We start from the raw sequence: 18,489 nt of genomic DNA, 5'->3' as shown, positions 1-18,489 counted from the left end.
AATTCTATTTTGTAATTGGCAATTCTACATATAAAACATTCAGATTAACGAATAGTTTTCTGGTTTGCATTAAACCTTTTATATTTGTATAAATCAAATGAGTCATATGAAAAAAATATTAATGATTTGCGCAGTTGTAATCGGCTTTGCCTTTACAACTTCTGTTGCATGCGCACAAGATAGTCAAAAAGCTGAATTTAAATTCAACGAAGAAAAACACGATTTCGGAAAAGTTCCGCAGGGAACACCGGTGACTACCGTTTTTACTTACACCAATATCGGCCAGGAACCTTTGATCTTAACTGACGTTAGGCCAACATGCGGTTGTACCATAGCTGATTACACCAAAACCCCTGTAAAAAACAACGAATCAGGGTTCATCAAAATCACCTATAATGCAGCCTATGCAGCGCCATTTACCAAAACTATCGTGGTCACTTCAAACTCAAAAACACCTGTAAAAAATTTAATAATTGTGGGTGAAGTTGTTGCCAAGGCAGCTACCGCCAGCGGAAGTAAATAATACGGCTCGCCTGCCCCGGCAGGGAAAACTTTAAAAGATATTTTGAAAGACACGGTTTACTGTGTCTTTTTTTTGTTTTGTGTCATTTTTATTACAGACTTCAGGACTTTTCCAACTTTCGGACTAAAATACCTAATTTTGCCCCATGCCAAAAATTTCGCACAAAGGTCAACAAATGCCCGCTTCGCCAATACGCAAGTTAACGCCATATGCCGACAAGGCAAAGATGCATGGTAAAAAGGTTTTTCACTTAAATATCGGGCAACCGGATATTGCAACGCCTGAAGGTATGCTGAACGCGATAAAGCGTATCGACTTTAAAGTTTGGGCCTATACTGCGTCTGAAGGTACTTTATCCTACCGCAAAAAATTAGTTGAATACTACAATAAGCTGGGCTATAATATAAGCCCTGAAAATATAATTGTGACCACCGGCGGATCTGAAGCAATCACCATCGCCATGATGTCCTGCCTCGATCCGGGCGACGAGGTGATCATCCCGGAGCCATTTTATGCCAATTACAATGGTTTTGCCTGCCAGGGTGGCATCGAGGTGAAACCTATTTTGTCGCATATAGAAAACGGCTTTGCGCTGCCCCCTATCGCTGAATTTGAGAAACTGATCGGCCCAAATACAAAAGCGATCATGATCTGCAGCCCGAATAACCCAACAGGGTATCTCTATTCAAAAGAAGAGCTGGAAGCATTGAAAGATTTGGCATTAAAGCACGATCTGTACTTATATTCAGACGAAGCCTATCGTGAGTTTTGTTATGACGGGCGCAGCTTCACCTCGCCGATGCACCTTGATGGGCTTGATGAAAATGTGATCGTGCTTGACACTGTAAGCAAACGGTACAGTGCCTGTGGCGCCCGCCTTGGCTGCCTGATCACCAAAAACAAAGCGGTTATTGCGACTGCCCTCAAGTTTGCACAGGCCAGGCTTAGCCCGGGTATGGTGGAACAAATTGCAGGAGAAGCCGCAGTGGATACCCCTGATGAATATTTCGAGAAAGTAAACAAGGAATATACAAATCGCCGCAATGCTATTGTTGAAGCGCTTAATCATATGGAAGGCGTTTTTTGCCCTAACCCCGGCGGCGCCTTTTATGTGGTAGCCAAATTACCTATTGACGATGCCGATAAGTTTTGCCAGTGGATGCTGGAAAGTTTCAGCTATAACAACCAAACGGTAATGATGGCGCCGGCTACCGGTTTTTACAGCACACCGGGCGCGGGAACTGACGAAGTTAGATTGGCATATGTTTTAAATATTGATGATATCGAAAAAGCGATGATCTGCCTGGATGAAGGGTTGAAGGTATACCCGGGCAGGACGGTAAGTGCAAAGTCTTTAGCAGGTAGTCATGAGTCGGTATAATTTTTGTATCTTTGTTTTGACTTAAGACTCTTGACTCAAGACTTTAGACTTAACCAAAATGGGGTCGACCGGAATTGACAGGATGGAGATAAGTAGGTAAGCATGCAGCGCGTTGGGTGAATTAGCGCTATAATCTGAACACTCAAAACCACAAATGGCGAAAATAACTACGCCTTAGCTGCTTAATTTAGAATTACCCAGCTTTTGTCCCGCCGGTTTTCCGTTTCATCGGGCCGGCAACCGGGGCATCGAAAGATGAAACTAGCCCGCTTAAGGTGCGCGTAGCGGGCGAAACAAAGCACCTAAGGAAGACGGTACAGGTGTGCAACTGACCTTCCCCTTCCCTACAATTAAACAGCGCTAAGCATGTAGAAAGCTTACCTTATACCATGTTTGGACGAGGGTTCGAATCCCTCCGGCTCCACTTGAAGGGATTTCCGATTGGAAATCCCTTTTTTTTCGAAAGCAAGCAGGCCCTTTTTCCTCATTTTCAAGTGATTACGCGACAAAATACCCAGCATAGTAGGGGGGTTCGATAAATACCCTTCCTCATAGTACAAATTGTTATCGAACCCCAATTTTACGAACTCCTGTTTAGCGACAGTATCCGCTTTTTCAAACATAGCCCTGATATCAGTCGCCAACGAAAGGTTACGGTCAAGCAGGTTGAAAAGATGCGTTTCCTGCTTGCCAAGCCGTAATATCTCTGCATTCAAAGAGTTGATCTCCCCATTATAATTACCGCACCAGCGGTCATAAGTATCTTTCGAAATCTGATCATGGATCCACTTCACTTCTACCGCAAATAGCTTCTCCTGCAAATTATCCAGCTGCGCCTTCTTTTCCTTTAACATGCGCTGACCCTCCGCGTGGTGACGTTCAATACCTTCGACGGTTTTTTCCTACCTCGTTAGCTGTCGAGCTCATCAACTCACAAGCCCCGAGGAACTGCTCATGTGCTTTTTTTGCGCTGATACTATTATGGCCCCGGCCATTACATTTGTAATAATAATACCAGCCGCCATGACGAAAAGGAAGATCAGCAACAATATGCGCGCGCTGGGGAATCGGATTTTTGAGACCAACGGCCGGATCAGGCTGGCAGAAAGCGCCTGAAAATTTGAGGGTGGCACCCCAAAAGCCACCCCTTTTAAAAAATGTTTTGTCGACCTTTGTCCTGCATTAAACATGATGGCAGTACAAATCATTACCAAAGAAGACCTGGAGGAGTTCAGGGAGAAACTAATGCAGGATATTAAAGGCTTGTTGAGCAAACTGGAGTATATCTGAAAATTAAAATTCTTTCTCAAATGTGTGATTTATTTCTTTGCCTTCGGGGTACCTGGTGTTTGTGAGTTTATCAAATTCAATTTATCTGGCATAAGTAAGCGATAAGGTAGAATATTCCGGATGCCTTGACCAGCCTATTCCGTTCGCTCTTGAGCACCGAATCGTGTCGACTGTAAAAATAGATCAAATTAACCTTCAATAGGTTAACATGCTCAAAGTGTAACGGAATAACCAGTCTGACATTTCGGAATAAGATGGTCAATGCCTCCCTATTCTCCAATTAGTAGCGTGTTTTATTTGTCATTTGAATAAAGTGAGAAATCCTATCATTTGCCTCCTTTTTTAATATTATAGTCTCTTTTTGGAAATAGGGTTAAATGTGACGAAATTCAAGCAAAAGGTCGGTCGGATATTATTTTAAACCTCGACTACAATATTTAAATAATAGAATTGAAATTAGATGAATCAAGCCGGATAGCTTTTGACCAAATTCATTCAAAAAAATATTACGACCCTTATACCTTAGAAGGGAGGATTTCGTTTATGAATTTTACTTGTCCTGGTTTGATATGTAAACTTAAATAATGCCGCATCTCCGGCCTCAACATCCAAGCCTGTTGCTGATTTATTATTCCTAAATATTTCACTGACGATGTATTGCCGTTTTACCAGAAGTCCTAATCTTTTAAGATCAATTAAAAACTTCTTTGGTTTATCTGAATAATTGAAAACAGCCAGATAAAAATCTTTGCCAATTCTGCTTGCAAACATTTCGGTTGCGCTGGTACCTGTATTGCCTTCTATAGGTTCAAACGCCTTACCATGTTTTATTATTTTAAGTAGCTCCTGGTTTTGATATAGCGATTTTGCCACGGAAGACCAATGTCCGTTTGTAGAGAAATCATCTCCTGTCATGAATGTCCCCGTTATTATGGCTGATAATATTCTGGCCCTGTTTACACCAATTTTTTCTGTAGATAAAACCACCTGATCAGCATCCATATAATTGTATAAATAAGTTTGCCACCAGCCGTAATTCAGGCTATTCAACGTGTATTTCGTATCATTTATACTTTTGAAAGCATCACACGCAATCCTCCTCATATGGGCATACCTTCCTGTTGCCAGACTGGGCGATATAGCCGCATAAACCAGCATTTGGTTATCCATCTGATCCAACAAAAACTCCATCCCTTTACGATAAGCCTGCATACCCGTAGTTACCGTTGTGTCATAAAAATGGCTTGATTCAACGGCTGCATGCCCTAAAAAGTCAATCTTTATCATCTTAAAACCACATTCCCTGAATTTTTTTATCATATTGGCGATTCGCGCTTTTGTACCCGGGTGTGTAGGGTCAAGGGCCCGCGCCCCATCAAGATCGTGATAACCTCCGGCTACTTTTGTCCACATATCTCCAAACTTATAATCGGTTCCATCCGCAATCCGGTCGCCTCCGCCCTTGTAGCCCCAATCAGTAAATGGTGCCCAGTAGACACCCGGCTGCAAGCCCCTCTTCTTACAGTAATCGGCAAACTCTTTTAATTTTGAAAAGTCGCCCTTCATTCCACCGCTTACCATGCTGTCCCAATAGGAGTCAAGATCAATAAAAGCGGTGTTCCCGGTTCGGAAGGCGGCCAGGCTGTCCGCAAAAAAATCAACCACTTTTGTGGCCTTTTCAAACGTTAATTTGTCCTGTATCACCCCCCAGCTATTCCAGCCAACCGGTGTCGGAGCCGTCCAGTTAAAAATATAAGGTGGGTCTGCTATCCGGTTTGCTTTACCGTAATCTTCAAGTCCCTGCCTCCAATCGTCAAAACAACCTACAAATACCAGCGGCGATTTTAATGATTCGCCATTGAGCATGCCGTGTGGAATGCTATCCCTGGTAACTTCCGCGGATGAATATCCGCCCCAGGCGCTTATTGAATTAGCACTATCTTTTTGTGTGGTTGTAAGCACTCCTGTCTTCCATATGCCATGTTCAACTGAACCTACGACAAAACCCTTTCTGCTGGCGTTATTATAAACTGCACCAACTTCAGCACTTACATTTTTTAGTTTATCCTTGAATGGCCTGGCATTGTAACTTATAAAGGTATCATTGTCAAAAGGAACAAATAAGGTTCTGGCATCACCTGTAATACCAGAAAAGTCGCCGCAAAAAGGCGCCATATAATTGGTTTTCAAATTATGTCCTTTTACCATTGTTTCCGTAAGGAAATATTCCCTGTTGGCATAAGTATAAAAAACCAGGTCCATTTCAGGAAGATTAGGGTCGGTTAATTTAACCAGGTATTTCTCACCTTTGCCAAAACCATTATTTATGGTTGTTTTTGTATAAATTCTGTTTGCATAATTTTCTGACGAAATGAGCTTATCATTAACCTTAACCTGTGCATACACGTTAGAGAAAACGGGAACATCGTTTTTATAGACAGTTATCAGACCCGTTTTCAGACTGTAAACGATTAAGCCATTTTTACCAAAAGGAATGTGAAGTCTATCATTATTTTTTTGGGCGTAAGCAGGCACTACGGCAATAAAACACAGCACCGCGATAAATAAACTGCAGTATTTAAACATAAAACACGTCGATTTTAAGATTTTATTTTTAGGTAGTTTATGCCTTAATGGCCATTATTTCCTTTAGTACACCATTAATCATTATTTTTACTTTACGGGGCGATGAAGAAGTAACCCTGTAGCTTGTTATTTTACCATTTTTCCATTGCATATCAACAGTGAAGTTTCCCCGTGCTCTTAACCCCTTCACGAGCCCGTGAGATTTCCAGGCGTCAGGAATTGCCGGGAGTAAATCAATATAACCTTCATGGCTTTGAATCAGCATTTCACAAATGCCGGCTGCTCCTCCAAAGTTGCCATCAATCTGGAACGGAGGGCCTGCATCAAGCAGGTTGGCATAAATTCCGCCTCCCGAACCATAGTTAATATCAGTTCGCAGTGTTGGCTTCATTAAATCGGTGTAGAGTTTATATGCCCTGTTACCATCATGCAGCCTTGCCCAAAATAATATTTTATAGGCTATCGACCAGCCCGGGCCATCATCACCGCGCACGTCTAAAGTTTTCTTCGCGGCTTCAGCCAGAGCCGGCGTTTTATCCGGCGTGATTAATGGCGCCGGATATAAGCCATATAAATGTGCAATGTGCCGATGCTGCAGTTCTGTTTCCCTGTAATCTTCCAGCCATTCCTGGATGCGGCCGTCTTTTGATACAACACCGGCGGGAGGTAGTTCTTTCAATTTCGAACTTAATTCGTTCCTGAATGCTTCATCTTTGCCCAATATTTTTGAGGCGGTGATCAAATTATTAAATAATTCCCTGATGATTTGGTTATCAACTGTTGCCCCCATGCATATGGCTGAAGTTTTCCCATTCGGCATGTAAAATGAATTTTCCGGGGATGATGACGGTGAAGTTACCTGCCAGCCTGTTTTCGGATCTTTTACCAAAATACTGTTGTAAAACGCTGCCGAACCTTTAAGTATCGGATAGATACTCAGCAGATATTTTTTATCATTGGTAAAAGTGTAATGCTCCCAGATATTATTACATAACCACCCTGATCCTGATTTAGAGATCCCCCATGATGCCTCTTCGCCCGGCTCGGTAAAATGCCATGGATTGGTGATTACATGCGCCACCCAGCCATCGGCGTTGTAATAAGCCTTGGCCGTTTTTTCTCCGTTCTTTATCATTCCCCTTACCAGTTCAACCAGCGGCAAATTAAGCTCCGAAAGATTTGCAACTTCCAGCGGCCAGTGGTTCATCTGCACATTTATATCCAAATGGTAATCGCCGTTCCAGGGAGTTTGGATCTGGTTAGCCCATAGTCCCTGCAGGTTGGGCGGCAACAAACCCACCCGGGTACTGCAAATGCTTAAATATCGCCCATATTGAAAAAATAAAACTGCTAAACCATTGTCAGCAGATGGATCTTTATGGAAGGATACAAGCCTTTTATCGGTTGTTTCCTTTATGTTATTTGTAGTCCCGAGGCTGAGGTTAACTCTGTTGAATAATTTTTGATAATTGGTGATATGATGTTGTTTTTCTGTAGCGTAGGGGGTTTTTAATGCAGCATTTAGTATTGCAGTAGTTTTTTGTTTAAATGATTTCTCCTTGAAATCTGTACCTGCCGAAATATAAATAATGGCTTCCGTCGCTCCTTTTATTCCCAATGTATTGCTGGATGTACTGAAAGTTCCGCCTTTTAATTTTGCTTTTACCCTTGCCAGGTATTGCATCCCCTTTCCGTCAAAACCATTATCCAGTTGACCGCTCAATTCCAGTTCGTCGCCGTTAACGGTAGCTGTTCCTCTTTCCGGCCTGCTGATTGAAATATTACAATTGAGTTGCCCCGGTTTGTCTGCCGTGAGTTTTATAATACTTACATCATTGCCAAAACTTGTAAAATATTCTCGGGTAAAAGTCACCCCATTTACCTGGTAGGTGCATTTTGCAATTGCTTTATTTAAGGATAATTCGCGTTCGTAATTCTTAAAATTCACCCCGGCGCTGTCACTACCATTATATTTAAAATTTATGCTCAGGTTACCCAACACCTGGTAACATCCAAACGGCACACTGCCGCCGCCTTTTCCTTTGCAAACAAAGTCTTTATTGATCAGTTGCTGCGCTTCGTCATTCTTCCCTTCAACAAGCAGCTTGCGGATCTGTGGCAAGGCTTTATAAGCATCGTAATTATTGGCATCTTGCGGCGCGCCAGACCACAATGTGATATCATTGAGTACAATATTCTCATTAGTAACGCCTCCGTCGGGCATCATTCCAAGGCGGCCATTACCCAACGGTAAAGTCTCCTCCCAAACCTGTGCAGGTTTGTCATACCATAATTTTAATGGTTGCTGCTGCGCGAGGCATAGGTTAGTTAAAAATAATAATGTTATTAGTGATGGAAAAAATCTCCTGGTCATATTTTTTATTTATGTGATTAAAGTTTATCGATTATTCGTTAACTAAAAAGTTAACTATCCTACAGGCATTGCCTTTACTTGCCGTATTTTTTTGTGCGCTTATCCTGACCTTCAAGGTGTGATTCCCCTTTTTTAAATCACTACCAAGCAACAAATACCATGGCAAGTGAAGCATGCCGCTCCATTGTGTATACAGGTCAATACTTTTGAATTCCCGGTTATCAATAGCAAAGGATATAATTCCTGCGTCGGAACCTGAGACAATGGCTATTCCAATAGCTGTTCCCCTGAAAGGCAATGAAAGTTCAGCCCCCGGCGTGCCTGAACTTAGTACGGGGATATTTACAAAGCCTTCGCGGGTAGGCAGCCCATCCGAAGGTTGCCACCTGTCAGTAATCGTCCATCCATTTTTATATACCGCATTCTTAATATTGTAATATTCCCCGTTTTGAAAACTTGCTTTATCCAAAGGTTTGGGTAAAGATGTTTTAAGACCGGTTACATCAATATCCTGGTGATCAAAACAATCCTGAAGCAAGCTTTTAATCGTCGCAAAATAGAGTTCCTGCCCGAAAACAGCCGGATGAAGGTCCTTAAAATCGTCGGCCCAGGTAAACTCTTTATTGTTCATTTTGTCCCTTACTTCTTTAGCGAGGTTTATAAATGGAAGATTATAATAATGGGCTAACAATTCGTGATTTTTAATCTCGGCCGGTTTGACGTTGTTGTTGTAGTCATTGGTTTTATCAGGATCGGCAAAAGCCATCATCACTATATCCATTTGTGGGTTGCTTTTTTTGGCATGCCTGATGATCCCTTCCAATGCACGTGCCTGGGTAGTGCTGTCTGTGCCGTTTGCCCTGTCATTTACTGCGGCCTCCACAAACATTAGATCTGTTTTACCCGAATCCAGCACATCGCGCTGTAACCTGAAAGCATGCGGAAGACTTCCCAACGACGGTATCCCGGCGGCAATAAAATGAAACTTCACATCAGGGAAACGCTCTTCCAAATACCGGCATACCTTTTGCCGCCAGCCGGGGTTATAGGTAATAGAACCGCCAAGAAAAGTGACAGTAGCTTGTTTACGGGTCGTTACAGCTTTATAAAAGTTAGGCAGCGCGCCGGCTTTCTCATAGTAGTCACCATAGGGCAATACCTTTTTTACCGGGAAAGAATTATTTATAATGAAGTCGGCATAATAAGCAGGCCTGTCAATCGGGAAATGATGGCCCTGCAATTCCTGCGGACCGATGGTGACCGGGTAAATGCTCACCGGCCCCCCGGCGGTTATATATCGCTGCGCAAAAAGGTAAGTATTTTCAGCAGGTGGAGCCAGTTTGTCATTTAACCCGATGACATGTAATACAGGTACCCTGAAAGATGCCAGCCCTTCCAGGTTATCAACCGGGTTATCGTTATAGGCCATCGCCTGTGCCTCTGTAAAATGATATACTGCTTTCATCTGGCTCCATAAAGCTGCATCTCCTAAACCTTTTTCCTTGCCTCCAGGCCAGCTTTTAATATCGCATACAGGCGTTTCCGCATAAACACAGCTAACTTTGTCAGGATTTCTTTTTGCCCAGCCATAGGCATATAGCCCGCCCCTACTTACCGCCTCAAGTGCGACCTTTGGAGCAAACGACATTTTAGTAATTAAATAATTATAAAACTTATCCCAAACCTGTAATGATTGCGGGCTTCCGTATTGGTTGTCAACGTTTATATAGGCAATATAAAAGCCCCTGGTCAATAAAATGCTATCCATATCTGTGTGCCAGTCGGGGAATGATGCTCTCCAAACCCATGGGTTTCCCGGCAAAGCATGAGCAGGTTTTACGTAGTAAGCATTATGACCATCTATTGAAACTGCTATTTTTTCAAAACCTTTCCATAAACCGGATTGCGGCTTTTCCTGCGCCTTAACCAATAAAAAACTAAACGTAACTGATACTGCAAAAACAACCTGTTTGATTTTTGACATTTAATTAAATATTTATTCCAATAAAAATAGGCAAACCATCTCAGACGATCCATTATGGATGATGCCTGAAGTAAAAATGCCCGAAACCCAAAAGACAACCAACAAGCCATTCAAATAGAATGACTTATTGGTATCTTGATAACAAGGTTTAGTTGTAATTATTTATCAATTAATTAAGCACATTATAAAACATGGTAATTTCACTCATATTGGTATAACTGCCTTCTCCATCGGCGTTGTGTATAACCCTGATGCGTATATAACGTACCGGGATGTTGACATTATCCAGGTTAAATTTAAGTGCGGCTTGTCCGTCATCGGTTCTTTTACATTCTTTAAGCAGTTTCCACCCTTTTGAAATGGCTTCGTTGGTCCAACCCGGATCGTTTGGCTGTAGCGTGGTTGCTGCGTTGGTAATGTCAGCAATGCCCCACACTTCAAAATCATCAGGGTTATGGCAGCAATTACGCCCGGTTTCTTCTATCTGGGTTACACTATTATAAATTTTACCCATATCAAAAGTTAGGGTTTGTGGTAAGGAATGTGCGCCATCACTGTGGAAAATATTCGGAAACCCTTGCGGGCCAACGCTGCCGTCCCATAATCTGTCAATGTCCGTATCCCATTCGTACGGGTTCATGTCATTAGGAAGTTTGACTTTCGCGAATATTGATTTATCGCAAGGCGCATAACCAAATATCTGCGGAAAAACTGTGTAATTATTGACACTAAAGGTATCAATAGCGCCAACAACCGGTACATAGGCTGATCGGTAATCAAGAACTGACCCACCTTTAAAATCTGTTATAGTAACGCTGCTATCTCTGTAAAATGTTTTTTGTGTGGCCTGCCCACTTCTGTTTGTGTACCTGATGGTAGTTGAAGTATTGTGGGCAAAACTTAATGACTCACTTGCAGTGTCAAGTTTGTAAAAATTAAGTGTCACATTTCCGCTCGCATCAACGGTATAAGGATTGGATACCTTATATGGCCTGTTTACAAGACCTGATTGATAGTTTGGCCCATATACTTTTACATTATTAATAGTTTTAGGGATAGACTTATTACCGTTTGCATCAAAAGAGAATACGGTAAATGAATAGGTATACTCATTAAGATTTGGAATAATTACCTTTAAAGTGTCAGCCGGATTATGGTCTGATGATGTGTAAGTAAGCGAATCAGCCTTGTTATTCCAGTAAATAACATACTTCACTATACTGGGGTCGGGGCTCGGGTTCCATAACAATTCTGCCCGCAGATTACCTGGTTTGTAATTTGGATTATTTACGACTCCGGGATATACGAGTTCTTTCCCGTTTAAAAAATTCTTAAACTCGGTATCTCTTTTTACGCAGCTGACGAATGCCGCAATCAGCACCAGTACAGTCGATATTTTGAAAACTACTTTCATATTTCTTGATTTAAACATTAATAAATGTTATTGCGGGTTTCCATAAATAGAAAATTCCATGACGTGTGCAAAATCGCCGCCCGACCAGGTATCATGAACCAGCAGACGGAAGAAATGTACTTTAGGCGAACCAGGGGTGATATCAAAATTAACTCCTGCCTTTACAAACGTGTTATCTGCTGCATTTGTAAAGCCCGGCGTAAGGCCTGACGGCGGGTCCGGATAGTGATAATTACCCAAATTCACCCAATCACCAACGACGGTTCCGGCTGACGCCAGTTGTGGTAGCAAGGCATCCTGGGGAGCTGGCTTATCAGATCCCCAAATACTGAAATCTTTTGGATTCCCATGAGAATAAGCATATTCATCCGGCCTCTCCCACATGATAAACCGACTCAGCTGCGCCGATACCCCTAAATTAAACGTACACTGTATTGGTGCCGGCCCGCCGGGAGCAGTATGCCAGCCAGGGGAATAATCATCTGTTTTATTGTCCCACAAATAGGGAACTTCCCAACCATAAGCAGTAGGGCTGTCGGTTGGTAGTTTATAAATAGAGAACTGGCTTTTATCAAGCAGTGTTTCAAATATTGGTGTAAGATTGACTACCGTAGTGTCAGAAATATTGCCGAATTGATCGGTAACATACACGCCAAATTTTCTCGGATTTGCCGCAAAGCCCCTAACCGAATAGTTTATCGTATCTGCATTTGTGTAATGCTGATCTTGAACTTCAAGTGCCTGTGTGGAATTATCGAACGCTATCAGGATAAATCCCAAATCCTTTTTCCCGCGATCTATACCTTTAACATTAATTCCGCCAAAGTCGGGAGCTAATTGAATAGTAGGTTTTGCAAGTAAATAATAAGGAGTATCGGGGTGCACAGTTACCGTAATGGGGTCGGACTGTATGTTGGCACGGGATACTGACCATAGTGTAACCTGGTAATCCTGGCTCTTGGCAAAACCCTCTACCAGTACAGTATCGTTATAATAGCTGGATTTGGTTTGGCGAACTGTTTTGCCATTGATGTTGTATTGTGCCAAAACATATAAAAGGTTAGGCGAATTAGGCAACGTATAAGTTATATATGCCGCGCCGTTAAGGTTTTTAACTTTTATATTAGTAACCACATCCGGTTTTGTTTTGTCGTTAGAAACAGGTACATTAAATCCGTCGTTTCTTTTACAGGAACCAAATAACCCTATCATTATTACCAGAATTACCGGTAACAGCTGTTTTAAATATCTTTTTATTTTCATCATCATTGTAATTATTAAAAATTTATGAATCGGACTTCCCTGGCTACTACCAATAAGGGTTTTGAACCAGGTTATTATCAATGATCAGATCATTATCTTTAATAGGCCACAGATAGTTTTGAAGGCCGAACACTGGTATTACCACTGTACGGGGTGTATAATAATTGCCCGGGTCAGCCTGGTAAATATTCCAGCCCTGCTGTGGGGTGCTTAATACGCCCTGCATTTCTTTCCATCTGCGCAGGTCCCATCCGCTTTGGGCTTCAAAACAAAGTTCTATTCGTCTTTCCTGGTGGATGATGGCTCTGAGTCCATCTTTGGTTGAAGGCTTCGTCGGATTTTTTGAATAGGTTGCCCATGAACTAACCACGCCTCCCAATCCGGCACGTGCTCTTACCTGGTCGATGTACCCTATCGCTTCCGGAGTAGGTCCGTTAACTTCGTTTAACGCTTCGGCATATAACAGATACAAGCCAGCCAACCGCATTACGGGCAGGTGATAATCAATCGGTGCAAATCCGTCGTCATAAACGGAAAGGTAGTTGGCTAATTTTTTGGGCCAGTAGCCGGTTATATTTAATGTATTTAAATCTTTGGGACCTGCCAATGCTGAATTACCACGAGCCTCAACATGATACATATCATTTATCGTAGTCTTTCCGTTTCCAAACCAAATACCGCCATCAAAGGCGATGTTTGCATAAAACCTGGGCTCACGATTAAAGTGCTCGTTGATAGTTGTGTATCCCTTTGCAACATAAAACTGGCTGGCATTATCTCCAATCCGCAAACCGTACCTGCCTGCATAATCAAAGGTGTTATCTTCGTTAAGCGGGACGCCTTTATCAGTGTAAAAAAGCTCTGCTGTATTTAACGGTACGGCAAAGGTTGACGGATTTGAGAATATATTAATAGCTGATTTTTGGGTGAGCCTCGGTGTAGCATATCCCTGATCAGGGAAAGGCCCGTTTAATGCCCATATCAGCTCAGCATTTTGATCCCATTTTTCAGTTACCGCGTTTTGTATAGTTAAAACTTTGACCAATGAATCTGGTAACGTGCCTAAAGTTCCCGGGGCATTAAAGGTATATAGCTTTAATCCGTTTGCTGCGCAGGCGTCGATGGCAACTTTAGCAGCATCGGCTGCTTTTTGCCATTTGGTAGCATCATAGGTACTTGAAAACAGTGAGGTTCCGTCCTTGTTTTTTACGCCGGCATAATCCGGATTGCCGTTAAATAACGGGCTGGCCTGCGTTGCCAAAACTTCGGCTTTAACCGACAGCGCTATAACTGAAGTTATACGGCCCAGTTCCTGTGCCTTGTTTGTGATCACCGGCGGCAGATTTGGCGCTGCCTCATCAAGCAACTGAACAATATAACTGAATACCGAATCAACCGGTGCACGCGCAACCCTAACCTGGTCAGTACTGGCGGTTATATCAAGGTTGGTTTTAACAATTGGGATTGGTCCGTATAAGCGCAAAAGGTAATAATGGTAATAGGCTTTCAAAAACTTTACTTCAGCTATCCACCGTTGTTTTTCGGCGGCTGAAAGGTCTACCGGTTGGTTGATATTATCAAGCATAGTGTTACACCTGCGGATCGATCGCCAAAGAGATTCCCCGCCGTTTTCGCCATCCCAATAATTAAGGCCCACATTGGCGCTGGTCTGCGTTCCGCGAATCAAATCAAAACCTTCTTCCTGTATCGGATGCTGGGTTAAGTTATTAGGGTAAATAATCTCGGCCGAGGTGGTAAATCCGGCATTCGTTGTCGGGTCATACAACTGTTGTAACGTTGTATAACAGGTAAAAAGATAATTCTCCGCTTCATTACGGTTACGGAAAGCATATTCCAACGTCCCGGTATCATCAGGAATAACATTCAGGTATTTTTTACACGATACGCCTGAAAATAGCAGGAGAACCAGTAGTAAACTTTTAAATTTTCTCATGATTTTATTAATTAAAATAATCTATAAAGTTGCGTTTATGCCGATATTGAAGACCTTCTGTATGGGGTAAGCAAATCCGTTACCCCCAAGCTCGGGGTCCCATAATTTAAAGGGAGCCCAGGTATACAGGTTCAATCCGTTAAAATAGATGCGGCATTTTGTGATATTCAATTTTTGTGATATCAGCTTCGGCAAAGTATAACCAACCTCCAATGATTTCAGGCGAAGAAAACTTCCGTCGCGCATCCACCAGGTGCTATTCTGGCGGTTATTCTCTATCTGGTTGCCGGTTACGCCAAGGCGTGGGTACTCGGCGTAAAGGTTTTGATTATCTTCCGACCAATGATTATCAGCAAATGCCTGTAATAATTGTGTATTGCCAATAATATAAGGGTCGGGGCTTTGGATAAATGGACTAACTCTGTTAGGGTCAATAAAGAATGACACCCTTGCCTGCCCCTGGAAATATGCAGACAGGTCGAAATTTTTATACCCGGCAGATACTCCATACCCATAAACAATTTCAGGAATCGTTGGATACCCGATAAACGTTTCATCTGCACCATCAATCTTACCATCGCCGTTTAAATCGCGGTATTTAATGTCTCCGCCCTGCGGCGCGATGCCTCCTGTTGAAAATATTTGAGTTGGTGAATTTCTGGCCTCATTATCATCAACAAACAAACGCTCCGCAACATATCCGTACTGGCGACCAATTGGCTGCCCGGTTTCATAACGGTAGGCCTCATTATATTGCGGCTCTTCATAATTGCCATAAACACTTTCGGCGTAGGTAAAGCTGCCGCGCCCCTGTAACCAAAAATTCTTGCCGAATGAGTGTTTATAATCCATTTGTATATCAATACCTTTTGTATCTGCAGTCCCAAGGTTGGCTGCGATATTAGACTCAAGGCCCATAGTTGCCGGTATTGATGTACGTGTTTGTAAAATGTTATACCGATGGTATTTATATACCTCCGCTACTATATTCAAATCCTTTAAAGTAGTGAACTCAAGGCCCAGGTTAAGCTGGCGCGATGTTTCCCAGGTAATATCCGGGTTGGCATAATTTAAAATGGTTACGCCATTACGTGTGTATCCATTATTGGTACCAAAAGTAGCCGGGTTACCGCCATTTAGATTTACGTTAGATTGATAATAAAATCGTTGTGAACCGATATTGTCATTCCCGACAGTACCATAGCTTGCCCGCAATTTTAACCGTTGAAGCACATTGCTTAACGCGTTATCCCACCATTTTTCATTTGATATAACCCATGCTCCGCCTATTGTTGGGAAAAAGCCAAACCTGTGCTGCGCCGAGAAACGTTCCGTTCCGTTATATCCGAAGTTAAACTCAAGGAAATAGCGGCTCTTATACGAGTAGGTAGCACGGCCCGCGACAGTTAAATTACGGTAGGGTAATGAAGCTTCGAGATCAGAAACCTGGGAATAGGTTGTTTGCTGCTGGGTAGAAATTAATGACGCACTGACGCTGTGATTCCCGAATTTCTTATCATAATTCAATATACCCTGTAAAAAAGCAAATGAGTTAAGGTTATCCGTGTTTGGGTCGCGCGACAATAATAAGTATTCCCTTGCAATATTATTACCGGTAGTTTGCGGGTTTAACCAGGCAAGCGTGTATTGATTGCTGGTCTTGTCGTAACTTGCTACGTTATAGTAATAAGGCGAATAGGAAGCGGATGACTCCCAATACGAAAACCTGTTGATATGGAATAAAGCATGAAACGCGAGGCCATCTGTTACGAACCTTAAATTCTGATTAAGTTCCAATTGAGCGGACAGCCTGGACTCGGAAGAATTTTTATGTCCGCGCAACAGGGCCGCGTATGGGTTATTATCCTGTATATCATTACTGGCACTGCCTCCGGGGCCGCTGGAATTGCCGAACAAAATATGTTTGGTTAGCCGGTTGGTCGAATCAGCCGGAAAGTACGCAGGGAATAATACGGGGCTGGTGTGAACTGCAATGTTGTACAAATCAGTTTGAAATGAACCATCCGAAGTGATGGGCCCGTTATACTCATTAAACATGCCTTCCAGGCGAACAATAAGCTCCGTTGTTTTGGTAAGGTTAACATTAACATTTGAACGGATCTGGTAGTTCCTGAAATTTACATTATTGTCAACATTATTCTGTATGTTTTCTCTTAACAAACCATGATCAATACTGTATGACCCTGAAACATAATACCTCGCAAGTTCATTTCCGCCGCTAACGCTCAAATCCGCCCTTTGTGTGACGGTTGATTTTTTAAACAGCATATTCAGCCAATCAACTGCAGGATATACGTAGGGATTACTACCCGGTGCATTTGCCAGCGTAGCTATGGTATTGTCGATCTTGTTTTGTGAGAAAGGCAACTGTGCCAATGGGTCGCGGGTTGTGGTAGCCTCGTTAAAAAGGCGCATGTAGGTAATAGGGTCGGCCAGCTTTAATGTTTGAGCTGATTGCGATATGGAATTCTCATACCTGAAATTCAAAGTGGTTTTACCGATTTTACCTTCTTTGGTGGTAACCAGGATAACACCGTTAGCGCCCCTCGCCCCGTAAAGTGCAGTAGCGCTGGCATCTTTCAATATCGAGAAACTGGCAATGTCATCTACCTGTAAACGAGCCAGGTCGTCTGTTGAAAGCTCAACGTTATCAATTAATATCAGCGGCGTGTTATTGTAACCAAATGTGGTTACGCCCCTTATAAAAAAGTGTGCATTATCCTGTCCCGGCTGGCCGCTTGGCTGGTAGGCAATAACACCTGCAACTTGCCCGGCTATGGCGTTGGTAAGGTTACTTGCCGGAATTTTCAATTCAGCGGGGCTTATCGTTGTTACCGATCCGACTACAGCCTCCTTGCGCTGCTTTCTGCCATAGGCCGAGATCACTACTTCTTCCGTCTGTTTAACATCTTCCAGCAAAACAATATTAAATAGCTTATTCTCCTTGCTTACCGTAAAGGTTTGTGGAAAAAAGCCAATAAAAGAAACCCTGATCACCGCACCGTCTTTAACGTCTAAGATGAACTTGCCGTTATTATCGGTGACTGTGCCCACTTTAGGATTATCAACTACCGAAATAGTTACACCCTGCATCGTTGCACCTTTATTGTCTCTTACTGTTCCGGTAATCGTAATATCAGCTATAATTGAAGCTAAAGGGATATTTGCAGGGGTATTGGTAATTGATGCATCTTTAATAATGATGGTTTTTCCTTCAATGGTATAAGTAAGTTTGAAATCTTTTAAACAGATATTCAGGGCCTCTTCGACTGAGTTGTTTTGAAAATCTACATTTAATTTGTGCGTGTTTTCTATGCTTTTTGGCGACCAGAAAACGTTATACCCGGTTTGTTTATTAATTTCAGTTAATACCTTTTTTAAGGAGACATCATCTGCTTTGTACGTTATCTTCTGAGAAAAAACTGTTCCGCTTGCGTGCATAAAGGCAAGAAAGAGGATAAACGTGGCAATCTTCATGATACGAAGAAATTTCTTTGCGTAGCCCGAAGGCTTACAAATGTTTATAGTAAAAATTTTATACATTTGTTAAGGCTGTTTTTAAGTAAAAAATGTTATGACAATTGCATTTGGGTTTAAATAAGCCATTAGAGTAGGGGCATCGCGAGTGCTCCTGCTCTGCTTTATAAATAAACCTCTTCTCAATCTTCTAAGGTGGGGTTGCTCTGTTTCTCATCATTT

General features: G+C 42.4%; 10 protein-coding genes and 1 other RNA gene. 3 read left to right on the top strand and 8 right to left on the bottom strand.

Annotation, left to right across the window (positions count from 1 at the left end):
• Positions 1-106 precede the first annotated feature (106 nt).
• The 3 genes from MgSA37_RS11045 (at position 107) to ssrA (ending at position 2,331) form a co-directional block, all read left to right on the top strand.
• Positions 107-523: a DUF1573 domain-containing protein gene (locus MgSA37_RS11045; RefSeq protein ID WP_096351924.1), complete on the top strand. Its 417-nt coding sequence runs from the start codon at positions 107-109 to the stop codon at positions 521-523.
• A gap of 145 nt (positions 524-668) precedes the next feature.
• Entirely contained in the window at positions 669-1,904 is a 1,236-nt protein-coding gene (locus tag MgSA37_RS11040; RefSeq protein ID WP_096351923.1) for a pyridoxal phosphate-dependent aminotransferase, read from the top strand.
• Positions 1,905-1,964: 60 nt separating this feature from the next.
• Positions 1,965-2,331: a transfer-messenger RNA gene (ssrA, locus tag MgSA37_RS11035) on the top strand.
• Here the strand turns inward: ssrA and MgSA37_RS28215 are convergent.
• The 8 genes from MgSA37_RS28215 to MgSA37_RS10995 form a co-directional block, all read right to left on the bottom strand.
• Positions 2,282-2,758: a hypothetical protein gene (locus MgSA37_RS28215; RefSeq protein WP_157750536.1), complete on the bottom strand. Its 477-nt coding sequence runs from the start codon at positions 2,756-2,758 to the stop codon at positions 2,282-2,284. The genes ssrA and MgSA37_RS28215 overlap by 50 nt on opposite strands.
• 958 nt (positions 2,759-3,716) lie before the next feature.
• Positions 3,717-5,780: an alpha-amylase family protein gene (locus tag MgSA37_RS11025; protein ID WP_096351920.1), complete on the bottom strand. Its 2,064-nt coding sequence runs from the start codon at positions 5,778-5,780 to the stop codon at positions 3,717-3,719.
• Positions 5,781-5,817: 37 nt separating this feature from the next.
• The gene (locus MgSA37_RS11020; protein ID WP_096351918.1) at positions 5,818-8,154 is read right to left on the bottom strand and encodes a glycoside hydrolase family 95 protein; all 2,337 of its coding nucleotides are present in this window, start codon (positions 8,152-8,154) and stop codon (positions 5,818-5,820) included.
• 31 nt (positions 8,155-8,185) lie between these two features.
• Entirely contained in the window at positions 8,186-10,138 is a 1,953-nt protein-coding gene (locus MgSA37_RS11015; protein ID WP_096351917.1) for a GDSL-type esterase/lipase family protein, read from the bottom strand.
• A gap of 169 nt (positions 10,139-10,307) precedes the next feature.
• Complete coding sequence (locus MgSA37_RS11010) at positions 10,308-11,552, bottom strand: DUF4998 domain-containing protein (RefSeq protein ID WP_232010842.1); 1,245 nt, start codon at positions 11,550-11,552, stop codon at positions 10,308-10,310.
• Positions 11,553-11,579: 27 nt separating this feature from the next.
• A complete protein-coding gene (locus tag MgSA37_RS11005; RefSeq protein WP_232010841.1) occupies positions 11,580-12,821 on the bottom strand; it encodes a DUF5000 domain-containing lipoprotein in 1,242 nt (413 codons plus the stop codon).
• 40 nt (positions 12,822-12,861) lie between these two features.
• Complete coding sequence (locus tag MgSA37_RS11000; protein ID WP_096351912.1) at positions 12,862-14,769, bottom strand: RagB/SusD family nutrient uptake outer membrane protein; 1,908 nt, start codon at positions 14,767-14,769, stop codon at positions 12,862-12,864.
• A 21-nt stretch (positions 14,770-14,790) separates the two neighbouring features.
• Positions 14,791-18,333 (bottom strand): TonB-dependent receptor, encoded by a 3,543-nt coding sequence (locus MgSA37_RS10995; RefSeq protein WP_232010840.1) that lies wholly within the window; start codon positions 18,331-18,333, stop codon positions 14,791-14,793.
• Between the last annotated feature and the right edge of the window lie 156 nt (positions 18,334-18,489).

The organism is Mucilaginibacter gotjawali (genome assembly GCF_002355435.1).
GTDB classification, from domain to species: Bacteria; Bacteroidota; Bacteroidia; order Sphingobacteriales; family Sphingobacteriaceae; genus Mucilaginibacter; species Mucilaginibacter gotjawali.
Note: the sequence above shows the minus strand (reverse complement) of the source record. Positions and strands in the feature narration are given on the sequence as shown.

What these genes read in the sequence shown, in the direction of transcription:
- MgSA37_RS11045 (WP_096351924.1), top strand. Translation starts at nt 107, where the DNA reads ATGAAAAAAATATTAATGATTTGCGCAGTTGTAATCGGCTTTGCCTTT.
- MgSA37_RS11040 (WP_096351923.1), top strand. Translation starts at nt 669, where the DNA reads ATGCCAAAAATTTCGCACAAAGGTCAACAAATGCCCGCTTCGCCAATA.
- MgSA37_RS28215 (WP_157750536.1), bottom strand. Translation starts at nt 2,758, where the DNA reads ATGTTAAAGGAAAAGAAGGCGCAGCTGGATAATTTGCAGGAGAAGCTA.
- MgSA37_RS11025 (WP_096351920.1), bottom strand. Translation starts at nt 5,780, where the DNA reads ATGTTTAAATACTGCAGTTTATTTATCGCGGTGCTGTGTTTTATTGCC.
- MgSA37_RS11020 (WP_096351918.1), bottom strand. Translation starts at nt 8,154, where the DNA reads ATGACCAGGAGATTTTTTCCATCACTAATAACATTATTATTTTTAACT.
- MgSA37_RS11015 (WP_096351917.1), bottom strand. Translation starts at nt 10,138, where the DNA reads ATGTCAAAAATCAAACAGGTTGTTTTTGCAGTATCAGTTACGTTTAGT.
- MgSA37_RS11010 (WP_232010842.1), bottom strand. Translation starts at nt 11,552, where the DNA reads ATGAAAGTAGTTTTCAAAATATCGACTGTACTGGTGCTGATTGCGGCA.
- MgSA37_RS11005 (WP_232010841.1), bottom strand. Translation starts at nt 12,821, where the DNA reads ATGATGATGAAAATAAAAAGATATTTAAAACAGCTGTTACCGGTAATT.
- MgSA37_RS11000 (WP_096351912.1), bottom strand. Translation starts at nt 14,769, where the DNA reads ATGAGAAAATTTAAAAGTTTACTACTGGTTCTCCTGCTATTTTCAGGC.
- MgSA37_RS10995 (WP_232010840.1), bottom strand. Translation starts at nt 18,333, where the DNA reads ATGTATAAAATTTTTACTATAAACATTTGTAAGCCTTCGGGCTACGCA.